This is a genomic window from Ewingella americana (assembly GCF_006438725.1).
Taxonomy (GTDB): domain Bacteria; phylum Pseudomonadota; class Gammaproteobacteria; order Enterobacterales; family Enterobacteriaceae; genus Ewingella; species Ewingella americana_A.
In genome coordinates this window covers 152350-169429 of the sequence record NZ_RCZD01000002.1, presented here as the reverse complement: position 1 = coordinate 169429, position 17080 = coordinate 152350, and the positions used below count along the sequence as shown (strand labels likewise).

Sequence of the window (17080 nt, the reverse complement as noted above, 5' to 3'; positions counted from 1 at the left end):
GTTAATGGTTTGAAAACGTCGTCTTAAATGAGGATCAGTAGGCTGACTGATGCACGCCTACGGCGCGGCCTGATGGATCATTCATGTTTTTGAAAGACTCATCCCATTCGATGGCTTTGGCAGAAGAACAGGCAACTGATGGGCCACCCGGAACACATTCTGCAGCACTTGGAATAGGGAATAACTCTTCGAAAATGGTGCGGTACAAGTACGCTTCTTTTGAGCCAGGCGTGTTATACGGGAAGCGGAAATGTGCCGTTTCGAGCTGTTGGTCAGTAATTTGCTGTCCGGCGACCTCTTTTAAGGTGTCAATCCAGCTATAACCTACGCCATCGGAGAACTGCTCTTTTTGACGCCAGGCGACACTGTGCGGCAGGTAGGACTCAAAACATTCGCGCAGGATATGTTTTTCCATTTTGCCGTTGCCACACATCTTGTCTTTCGGGTTGAGGCGCATCGCCACATCGAGGAATTTTTTATCCAGGAAAGGCACACGCGCTTCCACGCCCCAGGCTGACATCGCTTTGTTGGCACGCGCGCAGTCATACATATGCAGCGCCAACAATTTACGCACGGTTTCTTCGTGGAATTCTTTGGCGTTCGGTGCTTTATGGAAATAGAGGTAACCGCCCAAAACTTCGTCAGCGCCTTCACCTGACAATACCATCTTAATGCCCATGGCTTTGATTTTTCGTGACATTAAATACATCGGCGTTGAGGCACGAATGGTAGTGACATCATAAGTTTCGATGTGATAAATCACGTCACGGATAGCATCCAGACCTTCCTGTACAGTGAAGTGAATTTCATGATGCACAGTACCGAGATGCGTGGCGACTTCCTGCGCCGCTTTCAGATCCGGTGATCCGATCAGACCCACTGCAAATGAATGCAGCTGTGGCCACCAGGCTTCGCTTTGATCTTTGTCTTCAATACGACGACCGGCAAATTTCTTGGTGATGGCAGAGATGACGGAAGAATCCAGTCCGCCTGACAGCAATACCCCGTAAGGCACGTCAGACATCAAGTGGCTTTTTACCGACTCTTCGAGTGCGTCTTTCAGCGCTTTAGCATCGGTCACGTTGTCTTTGACGTTATCATAATCGAACCAGTCACGATGATAATACTCGCGAATTTCACCGTCCTGGCTCCACAGGTAACTGCCCGCCGGGAACTCTTTGATGGTGCGGCAAACCGGCACCAGCGACTTCATCTCAGACGCCACGTACATGTTGCCGTGCTCATCGTGACCATAGTAAAGAGGGATGATACCGAGGTGGTCGCGGCCAATCATGTAGGCGTCTTTTTCTGTGTCATACAGGATGAAGGCAAACATGCCTTGCAGCTCATCAAGGAATTGTGGACCTTTCTCCTGATACAACGCCAGGATCACTTCGCAGTCAGATTCAGTTTGGAATTCGTAGCGGTCACCTAATTCGGCGCGCAAAGCCTGATGGTTGTAGATTTCACCGTTTACGGCCAGAACGTGAGTGTGCGCGGCGTTGTACAGCGGTTGTGCGCCGTTGTTGACGTCGACAATTGACAGGCGTTCGTGGCACAGAATGGCTTTATCGCTGGCGTAAACGCCGGACCAGTCCGGGCCGCGATGACGCATCAGTCGGGACAACTCCAGCGCTTTTTTACGCAATTCAATGGAGTCTGTCTTGATATCGAGCACACCGAAAATAGAACACATATTTTTTCTCCTAAAGACTTTTCTCAGACGGTCATATTGTTGTGTTTGCTAAGCGTTTTGCCGAATTCTCATTAAAGGCTCGACTTCGCTGCGTTGTTGACTAAGAAAATGCGGCAAAACCACCATAGTGTGCAAGTAGTTTCACCTTCTTCTGAAAAATAGTTTGCAACTGAGGTTCGATCTTTGATGGATTCTCAGTTTCGATGCAATTTAATTGCGGAATCTGCAATTTTATCGGCCAATCGGCAGGGGAGCAAAAATTTAGCGGGATGAAAAAGTCGGGAAGGATAAAAGGGGAGTCTGGCCCGATGGCCAGACAAACAATGGCGCGTTAAATCATATCGATATCCGCAACGGAAGGGTAAATCCAGGTCGGGCGGAAGGGCATTTCTTCGACGTCATTGAGCGTGGAGACACCAGACAGTACAAGGACAGTGTCCAGGCCGGCTTGAAAACCGGCGAGAATATCTGTGCGCAGGTTGTCGCCGACAATCACCGTTTCTTCTGAATGAGCCTGCATTTTATTTAGCGCAGAACGGATGATCCACGGGCTTGGCTTACCTACATAGAAAGGTTTGCGTCCGGTGATTTTCTCAATTGGCGCGCAAAGAGCACCACAGGCCGGAGAGAACCCGTGGCCGTGGCTGTCCGGGTTGGTGGCAATAAAGCGTGCGCCGTTAGCGATAAAGAATGCCGCTTTATGGATCATATCCCAGTTATATGAGCGCGTTTCACCGACGATCACGAAATCTGGGTTGATATCGGTGATGGTGAAACCCGCTTTATACAGCTCATGAATCAGTGCGCCTTCGCCAACGACATAGGCTTTTTTACCTTCCTGACGTTTAAGGAAATCAGCGGTTGCCATAGCCGAGGTATAAAACGCGCTTTCTGGAACGTCCAGACCGGCGGCGGAGAAGCGGTTGGCTAAATCCTGGGCAGTCTGCGAGGGGTAGTTGGTCAGCACGACCAGCGGCATACCCTGTTCCTGGATCCGGGCGAGGAACAGATCGGCGCCCGGTACCGCGGTGTTGTCGTGCAGCAGCACGCCGTCAATATCGCAAATTACGTTCTTAATCGTCATAAGTCCCTATTCCCTTCCTTTCAATGCAGCACTATACCACGGCTTAATTTTCCATCAGACGCTGTAGCAGAACGCCATTCAGCATAGCCCGCTTGACCAGCGCGAAAGCGCCAATCGCAGACTGGTGATTAAGTTCGGATTTCACAATGGGCAGATTACGGCGGAAATCCTTCAACACTTGGGTGTTAATGCAGCTTTGAATGGCAGGCAGCAGCACTTTTTCGGCATCGGTGATCTCACCGGCAATCACGACTTTTTGCGGATTAAACAAGTTAATGGCGATAGCGACACCTTTACCCAACTGGCGGCCAACGTACTCAATCACTTCGCAGGCCAGTCCATCGCTGCGGTTAGCGGCTTTACAGATAGCGCTGATTGAACAGTCATCAAGCGTCAGTTTGCTCGGGTAACCCTGGGTTAACAGATGGCGGACGCGGTTTTCTATCGCGGAGTTGGCGGCCACAGTTTCCAGACAGCCGAAGTTACCGCAATGGCAGCGCTCACCCAATGGGTCAACCTGAATATGGCCAATCTCACCGACGTTGCCGTTACTGCCGAGAAAAATTTGCCCGTTAACGATGATTCCTGCACCTGTACCCCGATGCAAACGAACCAAAATGGAGTCCTGACAGTCGCGGGTTGCACCGAAATAGTGCTCAGCCAGCGCCAGACTGCGGATATCGTGACCGACAAAGCTGGTGACTTTGAATTTTGCTTCCAGTGCATCGACTAATTTCCAGTTGCCGACGCTGATATGCGGCATATAGCGCACGATGCCTTTGTTCGGATCAACCAGGCCTGGGAGGATCACCGAGATGGCTATCAGCTCGCGGATTTTGCGCTGGTTTAACTCAATGAACTGGGCGATGGCGGAAATCAGGGCGTTTTCAAGCGTCTCCTGCGTGCGCTCTGGCAGCGCATAGTGTTGTTCTGCAAGGGCTTTGGCACTGAGATCGTATAACGTAATGGTTGCATCGTGGCGACCAAGGCGGATAGCGATGGTATGGAAAGGGCGGGTTTCGGTGATAATCGAAATAGCGCGGCGCCCCCCGGTGGAAGCCTGCTGATCCACTTCTTTGATCAGCCCGCGCTCTAAGAGTTGACGGGTAATTTTGGTGACGCTGGCCGGTGCCAACTGGCTGTGATCCGCAATCTGAATGCGGGAAATTGGCCCCTGCTGATCAATCAGGCGGTAAACCGCCGCGCCGTTTAACTGCTTAACCAGATCAACGTTGCCGATTTGTGCCTGTCCGCCAGTCGTCATCAATACCTTATCCGCTCAATTAAACTTCGTCACCATTAACGATAGTTTTCGTGATGTTGAAATCCTGAGTAAACGCAGTGAGGTTGGCGACTTTCCCGGCCTCAAGGGTGCCGAGTTTGTCGTCGATACCTATCGCCCGTGCCGCATACAGCGTTGCCATGCGCAGTGCTTCGTCCAGCGCAATTCCTACGTGTTCAACACTATTTTGTACTGCTTCGATCATGGTTAGCGCCGATCCGCTGAGGGTGCCATTCTCGTCTACACAGAGTCCATCACGATAGTATATTGTTTTACCTGCAAAAATGAACTCTTGTATGTCTGCGCCTGCCGGTGCAGTGGCATCTGTTACCAGAACCAGTTTGTCGCCTTTGAGTTTTTTAGCATTGCGCACGTTTGCCCAGGCAACGTGGTGTCCGTCAACAATCACGCCAGTATAGACTTCCGCCGTATCAAAGATAGCGCTGACCAGCCCAGGTTCACGGCCGGTGATTGCGGGCATTGCGTTGAAGAGATGCGTCGAGAAGCTGATCCCCGCTGCAAAGCCTTTGCGCGCTTCTTCATAGGTAGCGTTAGAGTGCCCGGCGGAAACAATGATGCCGGCATCGTGCAACTGGTGGATAAATTTGTCTTCAACCTGCTCAGGAGCCAGCGTTACTTTAGTAATGACATCCGCATTGGCACAGAGGTAGTCGATCATCGCGCTGTCAGGCTTGCGGATGAAAATCGGATTGTGGGTACCTTTTTTCAGCGGACTGAGGTACGGCCCTTCAAGGTGCAGGCCCAGCGCCTGATTGGGGTATTTTTCCAAATAGGTGCGCATCACGCTGATACCGTGCTTCATGTAGTCATCACTACAGGTGATAAGCGTCGGTAAGTAGCTGGTACAGCCAGATTTTTCATTGGCTTTTTGCATGATTTCTAACGTTTCAACAGAAATGGCTTCCAGTGAATCGTTGAACTGCACGCCGCCACAGCCGTTGAGTTGAAGATCGATAAATCCGGGGGCAAGGCGTGCGCCGTGCAGATCGCGGGTTTCGATATTGGCCGGCAGATCAGCTACCGGGCAGACACGTTCGATCTTGCCATCGGCAATCACCACTGCGTGGTTATCCAGAACGTCGTGGCCAGTATATACCCGGCCGTTAATCAATGCGTACATCATGCCCCCTCGTACGTTTGCCCTTCTCCAGTCACGCTGCTGCTGCGTTGGCTGCTTTCACTTACTCCGGTCACTTACTTGAGTAAGCTCCCGGAGATTCGCTTCGTTGCCGCCTTGCCGCAACGCGACTGGCTTTGGGCATAATTTTTTAGTTAAGGTTTTTCATGCTTTCCGCTTCTAACTCGCGGAAATACTTAACGGTTTTCATTTTGAGTTCCATGGTGGAAGGCTCATCACAAACCACGACCGCTTTCGCATGCAACTGCAGGCAGCTGATGGTCCACATGTGGTTGATATTGCCTTCAACGGCGGCGGCAAGCGCTTGCGCTTTAGCATGGCCGGTAACCAGGATCATCACTTCTTCTGCATCCAGCAAGGTACCCACACCGACGGTCAGGGCGAATTTTGGCACCTGAGACACATCGTTATCGAAGAAACGTGAGTTGGCGATACGGGTATCGTGAGTCAGCGTCTTGATACGGGTGCGTGAAGCCAGGGATGACGCGGGTTCATTGAATGCGATATGACCGTCGTTGCCTACGCCACCCATGAATAAATTGATTTTGCCATAAGACTTAATTTTTTCTTCGTACTGGCGACACTCTTCGTTGACGTCCGGCGCATTACCGTTCAGCAAATTAATGTTTTCGCTTGGAATATCAACATGGTTGAAAAAATTATTGTACATGAAGGTATGGTAGCTTTCAGGGTGTTCCTGCGGCAGTCCCACATACTCATCCATGTTGAAGGTTACCACGTTTTTGAAGCTAACCTGGCCCGCTTTGTGCATAGCAACAAGGTGTTTGTAGGCTTCTAATGGTGTACCGCCAGTAGGCAGGCCCAGAACGAAAGGACGTTCTGCGGTTGGCTTGAAGGCATTGATACGTTCAACGATATGACGTGCAGCCCATTTGCCAACTTCGGTCGTGTTGTTTAAAGGAATTAGTCTCATTACACACCTCTTAGTTTTCAGAACTTGAATATACTGTATGGGATTCGAAAGCTGTGGTTCGAAAATTCGTCACTGTAAGCGTAAACCAGACTTTAGGTTTACGGAGCGGCACAAAACCGTCTAGATTTTTTTAATCATAAAATAAGTTTTGCAAGTTGACTAGCGTTGTGGCCTGTTAAGACTGTTTTTTGGTGACAATTATCACAAAAAAGGAGGTTTTAATTTGCGATACGAAATAATTTTTTTACACTCGGCAGTGCAACTGGTGAAATCAGTTTTTCTATAAAGCTTTTATAAAGGTAGTAACCATAGTTATTAAACTACTTAGGTGATTCGCTTTGGGGCGAATAGGGGGAAATGTTGAACATTCTTAGTTACTTGCAAAAAATAGGCCGGGCCTTGATGGTTCCTGTCGCTACGCTGCCAGCCGCGGCCATTTTAATGGGCGTTGGCTATTGGATCGACCCGGTAAGTTGGGGTGGAGACAATGCTCTGGCGGCACTTTTCATAAAGTCTGGTTCGGCCATTATTGAACATATGTCGGTTCTGTTCGCCATCGGTGTGGCTTACGGTATGTCCAAAGACAAAGACGGAGCGGCTGCACTGACCGGTTTTGTCGGGTTCCTGGTCGTGACCACATTGTGTTCACCGGCCGCCGTGTCAATGATTCAGAAAATTCCTCTCGATCAGGTTCCTGCCGCTTTTGGCAAGATTGAGAATCAGTTCGTGGGCATCTTGGTGGGTATCATATCTGCCGAAGTCTACAACCGTTTCAGCCACGTCGAACTGCCTAAAGCACTGTCGTTCTTCAGTGGTCGCCGTCTGGTACCCATCCTGGTCTCCTTCCTGATGATTTTGGTTGCCTTCATCCTGATGTACATCTGGCCGGTGGTCTTCAACGGTCTGGTGGGCTTCGGTGAACACATCCAAAAGCTTGGCTCTGCCGGTGCGGGTATCTACGCCTTCTTCAACCGTCTGTTAATTCCGGTCGGTCTGCACCATGCGCTGAACTCGGTATTCTGGTTTGACGTTGCCGGTATTAACGACATTCCTAATTTCCTGGGTGGTCAGCAGTCTATCGAAGCGGGTAAAGCCGTTGTGGGTATCACAGGTCGTTATCAGGCGGGCTTCTTCCCGATCATGATGTTCGGTCTGCCGGGTGCCGCACTGGCCATCTACCACTGCGCACGTCCTGAGAACAAAGCGAAAGTAATGGGTCTCATGATGGCGGGGGCGTTCGCTGCCTTCTTCACCGGTATCACCGAACCGCTGGAATTCTCCTTCATGTTCGTGGCTCCGGTTTTGTACTTCATCCACGCCGTGCTGACCGGGATTTCCGTGTTCATCGCTGCAAGCATGCATTGGATCGCCGGTTTCGGCTTCAGTGCGGGCCTGGTGGATATGGTGCTCTCCTCGCGTAACCCGTTGGCGACCCATTGGTACATGTTGATCCCACAAGGTCTGGTGTTCTTCGTTATCTACTACGTGGTGTTCCGTTTCACCATCAACAAATTCAACCTGTTAACCCCAGGTCGTGAACTTGCTGTGGCCGGTGACGAAACCGATGGTTATGACGTTGATGTTGAATCAGGCGGTAGCAAAGCTGATGAAACAGTAGCACTGGCGCGTCGTTACATTAGCGCAATTGGCGGTTCAGAAAACCTGACCGGCATTGATGCCTGTATCACCCGTCTGCGTCTTAACGTGAAAGATTCTGCACTGGTCAACGACTCTCTGGCTAAACGTCTGGGTGCGTCAGGTGTTATCCGCCTTAACAAACAAAGTGTGCAGGTGATTGTCGGTACACGTGCTGAAATCATCGCGGGTGCTATGCGCACAGCCATGACTGCCGGTCCGATTGCTGCAGCAACTGCAACACCTGTTGCGCCTGTGGCTGATATCAAGCCTCAGGCTGTGCCGAATGGTGCTAAAGCGGTTATCGAAACACTGGTGTCACCAGTGACCGGTGACATCGTGGCGCTGGATCAGGTACCTGACGAAGCTTTCGCCAGCAAAGCAGTCGGTGACGGTCTGGCCATTCGCCCAACCGGCAAAACCGTAGTTTCTCCTGCTAACGGCACCGTGGTGAAAATCTTCAACACCAACCACGCGTTCTGTCTGGAAACAGATTCTGGCGCTGAAATTGTGGTGCATATGGGGATTGATACCGTGGCATTGGAAGGCAAGGGCTTTACCCGTCTGGTTGAAGAAGGGGCAACGGTGAAAGCCGGTCAGCCTGTGCTTGAGCTGGATCTGGACTTCCTGAACGCTAATGCACGTTCAATGATTAGCCCGGTTGTCGTCAGCAATATTGATGACTACTCAGGTGTGACATCACTGGCCAGCGGCTCCGTAGTGGCAGGTCAGACTAAACTGTTCGACATCCATGGCAAATAAGCAGGGCAAATAATTTCCCTGTTATCGCAGTACAGCTTTTGTCATAAATCAAGGCGGGAAGAGAGCAATCTCTTCCCGTTTTTTTGTTTCAGAACCGGTTAAGCCCTATTTTCTGTAACTAACGGTTGTTTCCCGACGTGGCTTGTTGGAACATAAGCGGTTATCCGTAGAGCCAATGTCGCGTAGAGGAATTGCACAATGAGTGAGGCTGAAGCCCGCCCAACAAATTTTATCCGCCAGATTATCGATGAAGATCTGGCGTCCGGGAAACACAACAAGGTTCATACCCGTTTCCCGCCTGAGCCTAATGGCTATTTGCATATCGGTCATGCGAAGTCTATCTGCCTGAACTTCGGCATTGCGCAAGACTATCAGGGGCAATGCAACCTGCGTTTTGACGATACCAACCCAGCCAAAGAAGACATCGAATTCGTTGAATCCATTAAGCACGATGTGCAGTGGCTTGGCTTCCAGTGGAGCGGAGAGATCCAATACTCCTCCAACTACTTTGATCAGTTACATGACTATGCCGTAGAGCTTATCAATAAGGGTTTAGCTTACGTTGATGAACTGTCACCTGAGCAAATCCGCGAATACCGTGGATCGCTGACCGCACCGGGTAAAAATAGCCCGTTCCGCGATCGTACTGTAGAAGAGAACATTGCGCTGTTTGCCAAAATGCGTAACGGTGAGTTTGCCGAAGGTGCGGCGTGTCTGCGTGCTAAAATCGACATGGCCTCGCCATTCTTCGTCATGCGTGACCCGGTGATTTATCGCATTAAGTTTGCGCATCATCACCAGACTGCCGACAAGTGGTGTATCTATCCGATGTACGATTTCACCCACTGCATTTCCGATGCGCTGGAAGGGATCACCCATTCGCTTTGTACGTTGGAATTCCAGGACAATCGCCGTCTGTATGACTGGGTGCTGGACAACATCACCATCCCTTGCCACCCGCGTCAGTACGAGTTCTCCCGTCTGAATCTCGAATACGCCATCATGTCCAAGCGTAAACTGCAACTGTTGGTGTCTGAGAAGGTCGTAGAGGGCTGGGATGACCCACGCATGCCAACGGTGTCCGGTTTGCGTCGTCGTGGCTACAGTGCAGCGTCTATCCGCGAATTCTGCCGTCGTATCGGTGTGACCAAGCAGGACAACAACGTCGAAATGATGGCGCTGGAATCTTGTATCCGTGATGACCTCAATGAAAATGCGCCGCGCGCGATGGCCGTGATCAATCCGGTAAAAGTGGTGATTGAAAACTTCACCGGCGATGCGGTGCAAATGGTCAAAATGCCTAACCATCCGAGCAAACCGGAAATGGGCACCCGCGACGTACCGTTTACCCGTGAGATTTACATCGATCAGGCTGACTTCCGCGAAGAAGCGAACAAGCAGTACAAGCGTCTGGTGCTGGGTAAAGAAGTGCGTCTGCGTAATGCGTTTGTGATTAAAGCTGAGCGCGTTGAGAAAGATGCCGAAGGCAATATCACCACTATTTTCTGTAGTTATGATGTTGATACATTGAGCAAAGATCCTGCTGATGGCCGCAAGGTTAAAGGTGTGATCCACTGGGTTTCCGCCACAGAAGGTCTGCCTGCAGAATTCCGCTTGTATGACCGTCTGTTCAGCGTGGCTAACCCGGCGCAGGCCGAAGACTTCCTGACCACCATTAACCCGGAATCGCTGGTTATTACTCAGGGCTTTGTTGAGCCTGGTCTGGGTGGCGCACAGCCTGAAGTCAGCTTCCAGTTCGAACGCGAAGGCTACTTCTGTGCCGACAACCGCTATTCCAGTGCCGATCACCTGGTGTTTAACCGCACCGTCGGTCTGCGTGATACCTGGGAAAGCAAACCTGTTGCCTGAACCTCTTGGGTGATTGCAGCAAACTAATGAAAAACGCAGCTTCGGTTGCGTTTTTTTACGTCAAAAATTCGACTTATCTCAAATATATAACGTGTCACGCGTGTGCTATCTAAAATTATTAACCTGAAATCAGGATAGACTTATATTTCTTTTCGCGAATTAATGAATTTTTAAAACAAAGAGAAGAAAACTATTTTTTGAAGGAAGAAGCCTAACTAAAGCGTTATTTACTCTAAAAAATAATATATCTCATTGAATTATAGTGTTTATTTGTTCGTGCTGGTCATTTTATGTCTTCCCGCCAAAAGCGTAACATAAATACACATTTATGTGCACTTTGTCATAATTCTGCAATTTAGCTTAAATTAGTGATTGATAATTCGCGTCGCGAAAAATAGTCTTGCTCCTGCTCCTTGTGCCGGTTTCGCTGATTGGCGTCCGGTCTATTACCCATTTGGGTTTGCGTTAATTTTCAAGTCAAAGAGGATCTTCTATGTCTAAGCACCTTAACCGGGGCAGGGCTGCGGCTGGCCTGAACCCGCCTGCCAGAATAAAGCCCGTTGCCTTCGCGCTTGCCGGTACGTTATTGAGCGGTGGAATGATGACCACGCCTGACGCGCAGGCTGCGGGTTTTATAGATGATTCAACGCTGACCGGGGGAGTGTATTACTGGCAACGTGAACGTGACCGCAAAGATCTGAATAAAACCAAAGAAGAAACCCGTCCCGATGGCAGCAAAGTGACGGTGAATAACCCCGATTACAATAAATATGCCACCAACCTTTCACATGCTACCGCCAACCTTAATCTCGATTTTTCCTCTGGTTATGCCTGGGACATGTTTGGGATCGACGTGGCAGCCTTTACCGCTATCGAAATGGCGGAAGCCAGTGATAGCGGCCATCCTAATGAAATTGCTTTCTCTTCCAGCAACCATGCTTATGACGAAGATTATTCTGGCGATAAAGGCGGAGTCAGCCTGTATAAAGCGGCGGGTAAATTCAAATACGGCGGTTTCTGGGGCCACGCCGGTTATATCCAGCCGACCGGACAGACGCTGATTGCCCCGCACTGGAGCTTTATGCCGGGGACTTATCGCGGTGCAGAAGCTGGCTACAAGCATGATTTTGGCGAACCGGGCGAGCTGAGTTTCTCCTACATGTGGGCAGATGAGTACAAATCGCCGTGGCATCTTGAGATGGATGACTTCCGTCAGAACGATAAAAAAACCGGCGTCTCTTACATTCATTCCGTGGGCGCGAAATATGACTTTAAAAATGACCTCCTGCTGGAAGCGGCCTTCGGGCAAGCCGAAAGCTATGTCGATCAATACTTCACCAAAGCCTCTTATAAATTAGATCTGGCAGGCAACCCGCTGACCGCCAGTTATCAGTTTTATGGCGCGCAGGACCGTATTGACGATAAAAATGATCCAAATAGCATTTATGACGGGCTGGCATGGTTGCAGGCATTAACCTTTGGCTACACCACCGGCCAATTTAACTGGCGTCTCGAAGGCACCATGGTCAAGGCCGAGGGCAATCAGGGCTACTTCTTGCAACGTATGACCCCAACCTATGCCTCCTCCAACGGACGCCTGGATGTGTGGTGGGATAACCGCTCAGACTTCAATGCTAACGGCGAAAAAGCCGTGTACGCCGGAGTACTTTATGATCTGGCTAAATGGGACCTTCCCGGCCTGGCCGTTGGCGGTTCTTACGTCTACGCGTGGGATGCTAAACCCAGCACCAACGCGGCTTATGACCAAAGTCAGCGTCTGAAAGAGAGTGCCTGGAGCCTCGATGGGCTGTACACCATTCAGGAAGGGCGCGCCAAAGGCACGCTGTTCAAACTGCACTACACCCAGTACGACAACCACTCCGACATCCCAAGCTGGGGCGGCGGGTACGGCAATATTTTCCAGGATGAGAAAGACGTGAAGTTCATCGTCATCGCTCCGTTCACTATCTTCTGAGGCCCGCTGTCGTGATGAAAAACACTATGAAATTGAAATCAATTAAAAATGGTCTGCTTTTGCTGGTGGCGGTGGGGGTAATCGGGGCCTGTGTTGACCCTTCTGCATCCGAGGAAAAGGCTGAGAAGGCAAAGTTACGTCAGTCCTACAGCAACTGTATCAATGCCTCTGAAGGGGCACCGGACAAACTCGCCAACTGTCAGGCGATACTCGAACAGCTGAAAACCATCAAAGAACATCAGGCTTTTGCGCAGAAAGAAAACGTGCGCGTTATTGATTACCAGCGCTGTCTGACTGCGCGAAAAACCGGTGACGGCCAGGCCTATGCGGAGGATTGCGGCAAGATCTGGCAAGAAATCAGAGCGAATAATTCTCCTACCACAACGAATTAAGGATGTGACTGCAGATGAAAAAATTCCGATTGAAAGCGCTGGCCGTGGCGACCCTGATGGGGGGAATGCTTGGCGGAGCCAACAGTGCGATGGCCGACCAGCAGTTGGTGGATCAACTCAGCCAGTTAAAAGTGAACTATGCTCTCAAGGATAATCTGGCTGGAGAACATGGAACAAATTGTGCGGCACTTGGCGCGGATTATGCGTCTTGTAATACTGCGGATATTACCCTCACAAACGCCGGACAAGAGATTAAGGGTAAAGACTGGGCGATTTACTTCCATAACGTCCGTCGTGTTTTAAAAGTTGATAATGACCAGTTCACCATCACTCGCATCACCGGTGATCTACACAAACTCGCACCCACTGACAAATTCACCGGTTTTGCGGCGCATCAGACTGTCACTATTCCTATCGTGGGTGAGTACTGGCAAGTGTTCGAAAGCGACATCATCCCACGCTGGTATGCGACTTCCGGTAATGCCCAGCCGAAAGTGCTAACCAATACGAATACCGAAGATTTGCATCAGTTCATGACGCCGTTTAAAGGCGACCAGTGGAAACGGACTTCCACCGATCACAACGTGTTGATGACGCCTGCCAGCCGTTATGTGAAAAACGAAGCGCTGACGGTATTACCGGCCTCGACACTGCGCGGGCAGATCATTCCTACGCCGCTTGAAGTGAAGGTCCATGCCGGGGATGTCGATTTAACCCACGGCGTGGCACTGGCTCTCAGCGCACTGGAGAAACCTGCGGCTGATGCCGTCGTCAAACGCTTTACCCTGCTGGGAATTGCTGAAAACTCTACCGGTTACCCGATTACCACCCATATTTCTAAGGCAAAGTTTGCCGGGAAACAGGCGGTTTCTGGTGCGTACATCCTGAATATCGGCAAGAAAGGCGCTGAAGTGACGGGTTACGATCCGGCCGGGGTGTTTTACGGGCTGCAATCGATCCTGAGCTTAATCCCGTCTGACGGCAGTAAGAAAATTGCCCAGCTCGACGCCAAAGATGCGCCGCGTTTCGATTACCGTGCCATCTTCCTCGACGTAGGCCGCAATTTCCACACCAAAGCGGCCGTGCTGCGTTTGCTGGATCAAATGTCTGCTTACAAGCTGAATACTTTCCACTTCCATCTTAGTGATGATGAAGGCTGGCGTATTGAAATTCCGGGCCTGCCGGAGCTGACGGAAATCGGTGGCAAGCGTTGCCACGACCTGACAGAAACGAAATGTTTGTTGCCGCAGCTAGGCTCAGGGCCGGACACCACCAACAATGGCAGCGGTTTCTTCTCGCGTCAGGACTATATCGACATCGTAAAATACGCTAAAGCGCGCCAGATTCAGGTTATTCCTGAAATCGACATGCCAGCGCACGCCCGTGCTGCGGTGATCTCGATGGAAGCGCGTTACAAAAAATTGATGGGGGAAGGCAAAGAGAAAGAGGCCAATGAATTCCGCCTGCTGGATCCAACCGATACTTCTAATACGACGGGCGTGCAGTTCTACGATCGTCACGGCTATCTGAACCCGTGTCTTGAATCATCAAAACGCTTTGTTGATAAAGTCATTGGCGAAATTGCTGACATGCATAAAGCCGCAGGCCAGCCTTTAACCACCTGGCACTTTGGTGGCGATGAAGCTAAAAATATCTTCCTCGGGCCGGGCTATCAGGACAAGAATGGCAAAATCGAACCGGGTAAAGGCCTGGTTGATCTCAGCAAGCAGGACAAACCCTGGGCGCAGTCGCAAATGTGTCAGGCGATGGTCAAAGAGGGCAAGGTGCAGGATGTTGAGCACCTGCCAAGCTACTTCGCAGTTGAAGTCAGTAAACTGGTTAATGCCCACGGCATTGAGAAAATGCAGGCCTGGCAGGATGGTTTGAAGGATGCCAAAGACGCCACCTCGTTCGCCACTAAACGTACCGGCGTCAACTTCTGGGATACCCTTTATTGGGGCGGTTTTGACACGGCGAATGACTGGGCCAACAAAGGTTACGAAGTCACTATTTCTAACCCGGATTACGTCTATTTCGATTTCCCGTATGAAGTGAATCCGCAGGAAAAAGGCTTCTACTGGGGGACGCGTTTCAGCGACGAAGCTAAAGTGTTCAGCTTTGCGCCGGACAATCTGCCGCAGAATGCTGAAACCTCGGTTGACCGTGACGGCAATGCCTTTGCCGCCAAAAGTGATAAACCGTGGCCGGGTGCCTACGGGATTTCTGCTCAGCTGTGGAGCGAAGTGGTTCGCACCGATGAACGCATGGAATACATGATCTATCCGCGTCTATTACCGTTGGCTGAACGTGCATGGCACCGTGCGGACTGGGAGATGGATTACAAAGCCGGGCGCGAATTTGCGGGTGGAAAAACGCATCATGTCGATACGAAGGCACTGCATAAAGAGTGGCTGTTGTTCGCCAACCTGATGGGGCAGCGTGAATTACCGAAGATGGATGCGGCCGGTGTTGCATATCGTCTGCCAGTGCCGGGTGCTCGTGTCGCGGGGGGAAAACTGGAAGCTAACGTTTCGCTTCCAGGCCTGGCCATCGAGTATTCACTGGACGGTGGCAAACAGTGGCAGCGTTATGATGACGCGCAAAAACCACAGGTTAGCGGCGATGTTTGGGTTCGCTCCTCTTCAGCCGACGGTAAGCGTTTCAGCCGTGCTGAGCAGGTTGATGGCAAAGCCTGACACTCAATCTCTGCCATATCAGACCCCGGCTTGCCGGGGTTTTTTTATGTCTGCCGGAACGACATATGAAATCACAGGCATAAAAAAACCGCTTTTCAGCGGTTAATTAGGGTCTTGTATGACAGAAGGCATGACGACAAAACCAGAAATTACAGGGCAGGTTTATCGTTATGCAGATTGTCGTCTTCGCGGCAATCACCCAGTTCGCAGTGGCCGTAAAGATAAAGACTGTGGTTGGTCAGTTTGATGCCGTGTTTCTTGGCAATTTCGCGCTGACGGCCTTCGATATATTCATCACGGAATTCGATCACGCGGCCACAATCGAGGCAAATCAGGTGGTCATGGTGATGTTGCTGGGTCAGTTCGAAAACAGACTTGCCGCCTTCGAAGTTGTGACGTGTCACGATCCCGGCGTCATCAAATTGGTTCAGTACGCGATAAACTGTCGCCAAGCCAATTTCTTCACCCATATCAATCAGTTGCTTGTATAAATCTTCCGCACTGACGTGATGACCTTCCGGCGCTTGCAGCACTTCCAGGATCTTTAGTCGCGGAAGCGTGACTTTTAAGCCAGCTTTCTTCAGTGCGGTATTGTTGTCAGTCATGCGGATTCAGTCCTGTTACTATGGTAATCACGTTGAGGCATGAAAGCCTGTAGCGGCGGTTCATGATGAAACGGTAGTCTGTTAACAAAGATCGCATCTTTCATTGCTGTGGCGAAAAGATCGCAACGGCTTGATCAATAGAAAAAACACGTAAACTTAGTGTACCTTGATACCGGAGAAAGTTACAATTTTGTAGCGGTTAAATTGTTAATTTCAGTGATAGTTTGGCCCTTTCAACCACGAATCAGTGAGACTAATCAATGACTCATGACCCGGGAAAAATTTATCCCCGGGAAGGTCGGGTCAACCACCCTTTAGCCGATAATTTCCGCTAAGCTCAATTCCTGCGAAATCTGCTTAACCCAGGCATCAACACGTTCGCTGGTCAGTTCTGGTTGACGATCTTCGTCGATCGCCAGACCGATGAAGTTTTTGTCATCAGCCAGCCCTTTAGAGGCCTCGAAGTGGTAACCGGCAGTTGGCCAGTGGCCTACAATCACCGCACCGCGTGGCTCGATGATGTCACGCACGGTGCCCATAGCGTCACAGAAATACTCGGCATAATCTTCCTGATCGCCACAGCCAAATAGCGCAACCAGTTTACCTTCGAAATCTATCTCTTCCAGCGTGGGGAAAAAGTCGTCCCAGTCACACTGCGCTTCACCGTAATACCAGGTAGGAATACCGATCAGCAAAATATCGAATTTTTCCAGATCCTCTTTGCTGCTTTTAGCAATGTCGTGTATCTCGGCAACATCTTTACCCAACTGTTTTTGGATCATTTTAGCGATGTTTTCGGTGTTACCAGTATCGGATCCAAAGAAGATTCCTACTACGGCCATAAGATTCGTAACCTCTTGTTCTCAATGAAAAGCCTTATACCCGTTATTTTTCAAGACTCAGATGCGTTGGCGACGCTTTCGTGCAACTTGAATGATTTTGGGCATACATCACAGGCAATAATGCCGCAGATAATAGCAAACTCGCCGCA

The 17080-nt window shown here is 50.4% G+C and carries 12 protein-coding genes; 5 read left to right on the top strand and 7 right to left on the bottom strand.

The window, feature by feature from the left end; genetic code table 11:
* Positions 1-34 precede the first annotated feature (34 nt).
* The 5 genes from asnB to nagB all read right to left on the bottom strand — a co-directional run bounded on the left by asnB (position 35) and on the right by nagB (position 6155).
* Complete coding sequence (asnB, locus tag EAH77_RS03895; RefSeq protein ID WP_140470506.1) at positions 35-1696, bottom strand: asparagine synthase B; 1662 nt, start codon at positions 1694-1696, stop codon at positions 35-37.
* Positions 1697-2027: 331 nt separating this feature from the next.
* Positions 2028-2780: an HAD-IIA family hydrolase gene (locus tag EAH77_RS03890; RefSeq protein WP_140470505.1), complete on the bottom strand. Its 753-nt coding sequence runs from the start codon at positions 2778-2780 to the stop codon at positions 2028-2030.
* A gap of 43 nt (positions 2781-2823) precedes the next feature.
* Positions 2824-4044: a DNA-binding transcriptional regulator NagC gene (nagC, locus tag EAH77_RS03885; RefSeq protein ID WP_140470504.1), complete on the bottom strand. Its 1221-nt coding sequence runs from the start codon at positions 4042-4044 to the stop codon at positions 2824-2826.
* 19 nt (positions 4045-4063) lie between these two features.
* On the bottom strand, positions 4064-5203 hold the full coding sequence (gene nagA / locus EAH77_RS03880; protein ID WP_140470862.1) for an N-acetylglucosamine-6-phosphate deacetylase: 1140 nt from the start codon (positions 5201-5203) through the stop codon (positions 4064-4066).
* Positions 5204-5351: 148 nt separating this feature from the next.
* Positions 5352-6155 carry a glucosamine-6-phosphate deaminase gene (nagB, locus tag EAH77_RS03875; protein WP_140470503.1) on the bottom strand — a complete coding sequence of 268 codons (804 nt, stop codon included), beginning with the start codon at positions 6153-6155 and terminating at the stop codon, positions 5352-5354.
* Positions 6156-6515: 360 nt separating this feature from the next.
* Here nagB and nagE point away from each other — a divergent pair, with 360 nt between their 5' ends.
* The 5 genes from nagE (at position 6516) to EAH77_RS03850 (ending at position 15484) form a co-directional block, all read left to right on the top strand.
* A complete protein-coding gene (nagE, locus tag EAH77_RS03870; protein WP_194150487.1) occupies positions 6516-8552 on the top strand; it encodes an N-acetylglucosamine-specific PTS transporter subunit IIBC in 2037 nt (678 codons plus the stop codon).
* Positions 8553-8750: 198 nt separating this feature from the next.
* A complete protein-coding gene (gene glnS / locus EAH77_RS03865; protein WP_140470501.1) occupies positions 8751-10421 on the top strand; it encodes a glutamine--tRNA ligase in 1671 nt (556 codons plus the stop codon).
* Positions 10422-10914: 493 nt separating this feature from the next.
* The gene (gene chiP / locus EAH77_RS03860) at positions 10915-12396 is read left to right on the top strand and encodes a chitoporin ChiP (RefSeq protein WP_140470500.1); all 1482 of its coding nucleotides are present in this window, start codon (positions 10915-10917) and stop codon (positions 12394-12396) included.
* 26 nt (positions 12397-12422) lie between these two features.
* The gene (gene chiQ / locus EAH77_RS03855; protein ID WP_431306744.1) at positions 12423-12788 is read left to right on the top strand and encodes a ChiQ/YbfN family lipoprotein; all 366 of its coding nucleotides are present in this window, start codon (positions 12423-12425) and stop codon (positions 12786-12788) included.
* A gap of 14 nt (positions 12789-12802) precedes the next feature.
* Positions 12803-15484: a beta-N-acetylhexosaminidase gene (locus EAH77_RS03850; protein ID WP_140470499.1), complete on the top strand. Its 2682-nt coding sequence runs from the start codon at positions 12803-12805 to the stop codon at positions 15482-15484.
* 149 nt (positions 15485-15633) lie between these two features.
* On the opposite strand, the gene fur is transcribed toward EAH77_RS03850, so the two are convergent.
* Together fur and fldA are read right to left on the bottom strand one after the other, a co-directional pair.
* Positions 15634-16089, bottom strand: a complete 456-nt coding sequence (gene fur, locus EAH77_RS03845) for a ferric iron uptake transcriptional regulator (RefSeq protein ID WP_140470498.1) — start codon at positions 16087-16089, stop codon at positions 15634-15636.
* A gap of 314 nt (positions 16090-16403) precedes the next feature.
* Positions 16404-16931, bottom strand: coding sequence for a flavodoxin FldA (gene fldA, locus EAH77_RS03840; protein WP_140470497.1), 528 nt, complete (start codon positions 16929-16931; stop codon positions 16404-16406).
* Between the last annotated feature and the right edge of the window lie 149 nt (positions 16932-17080).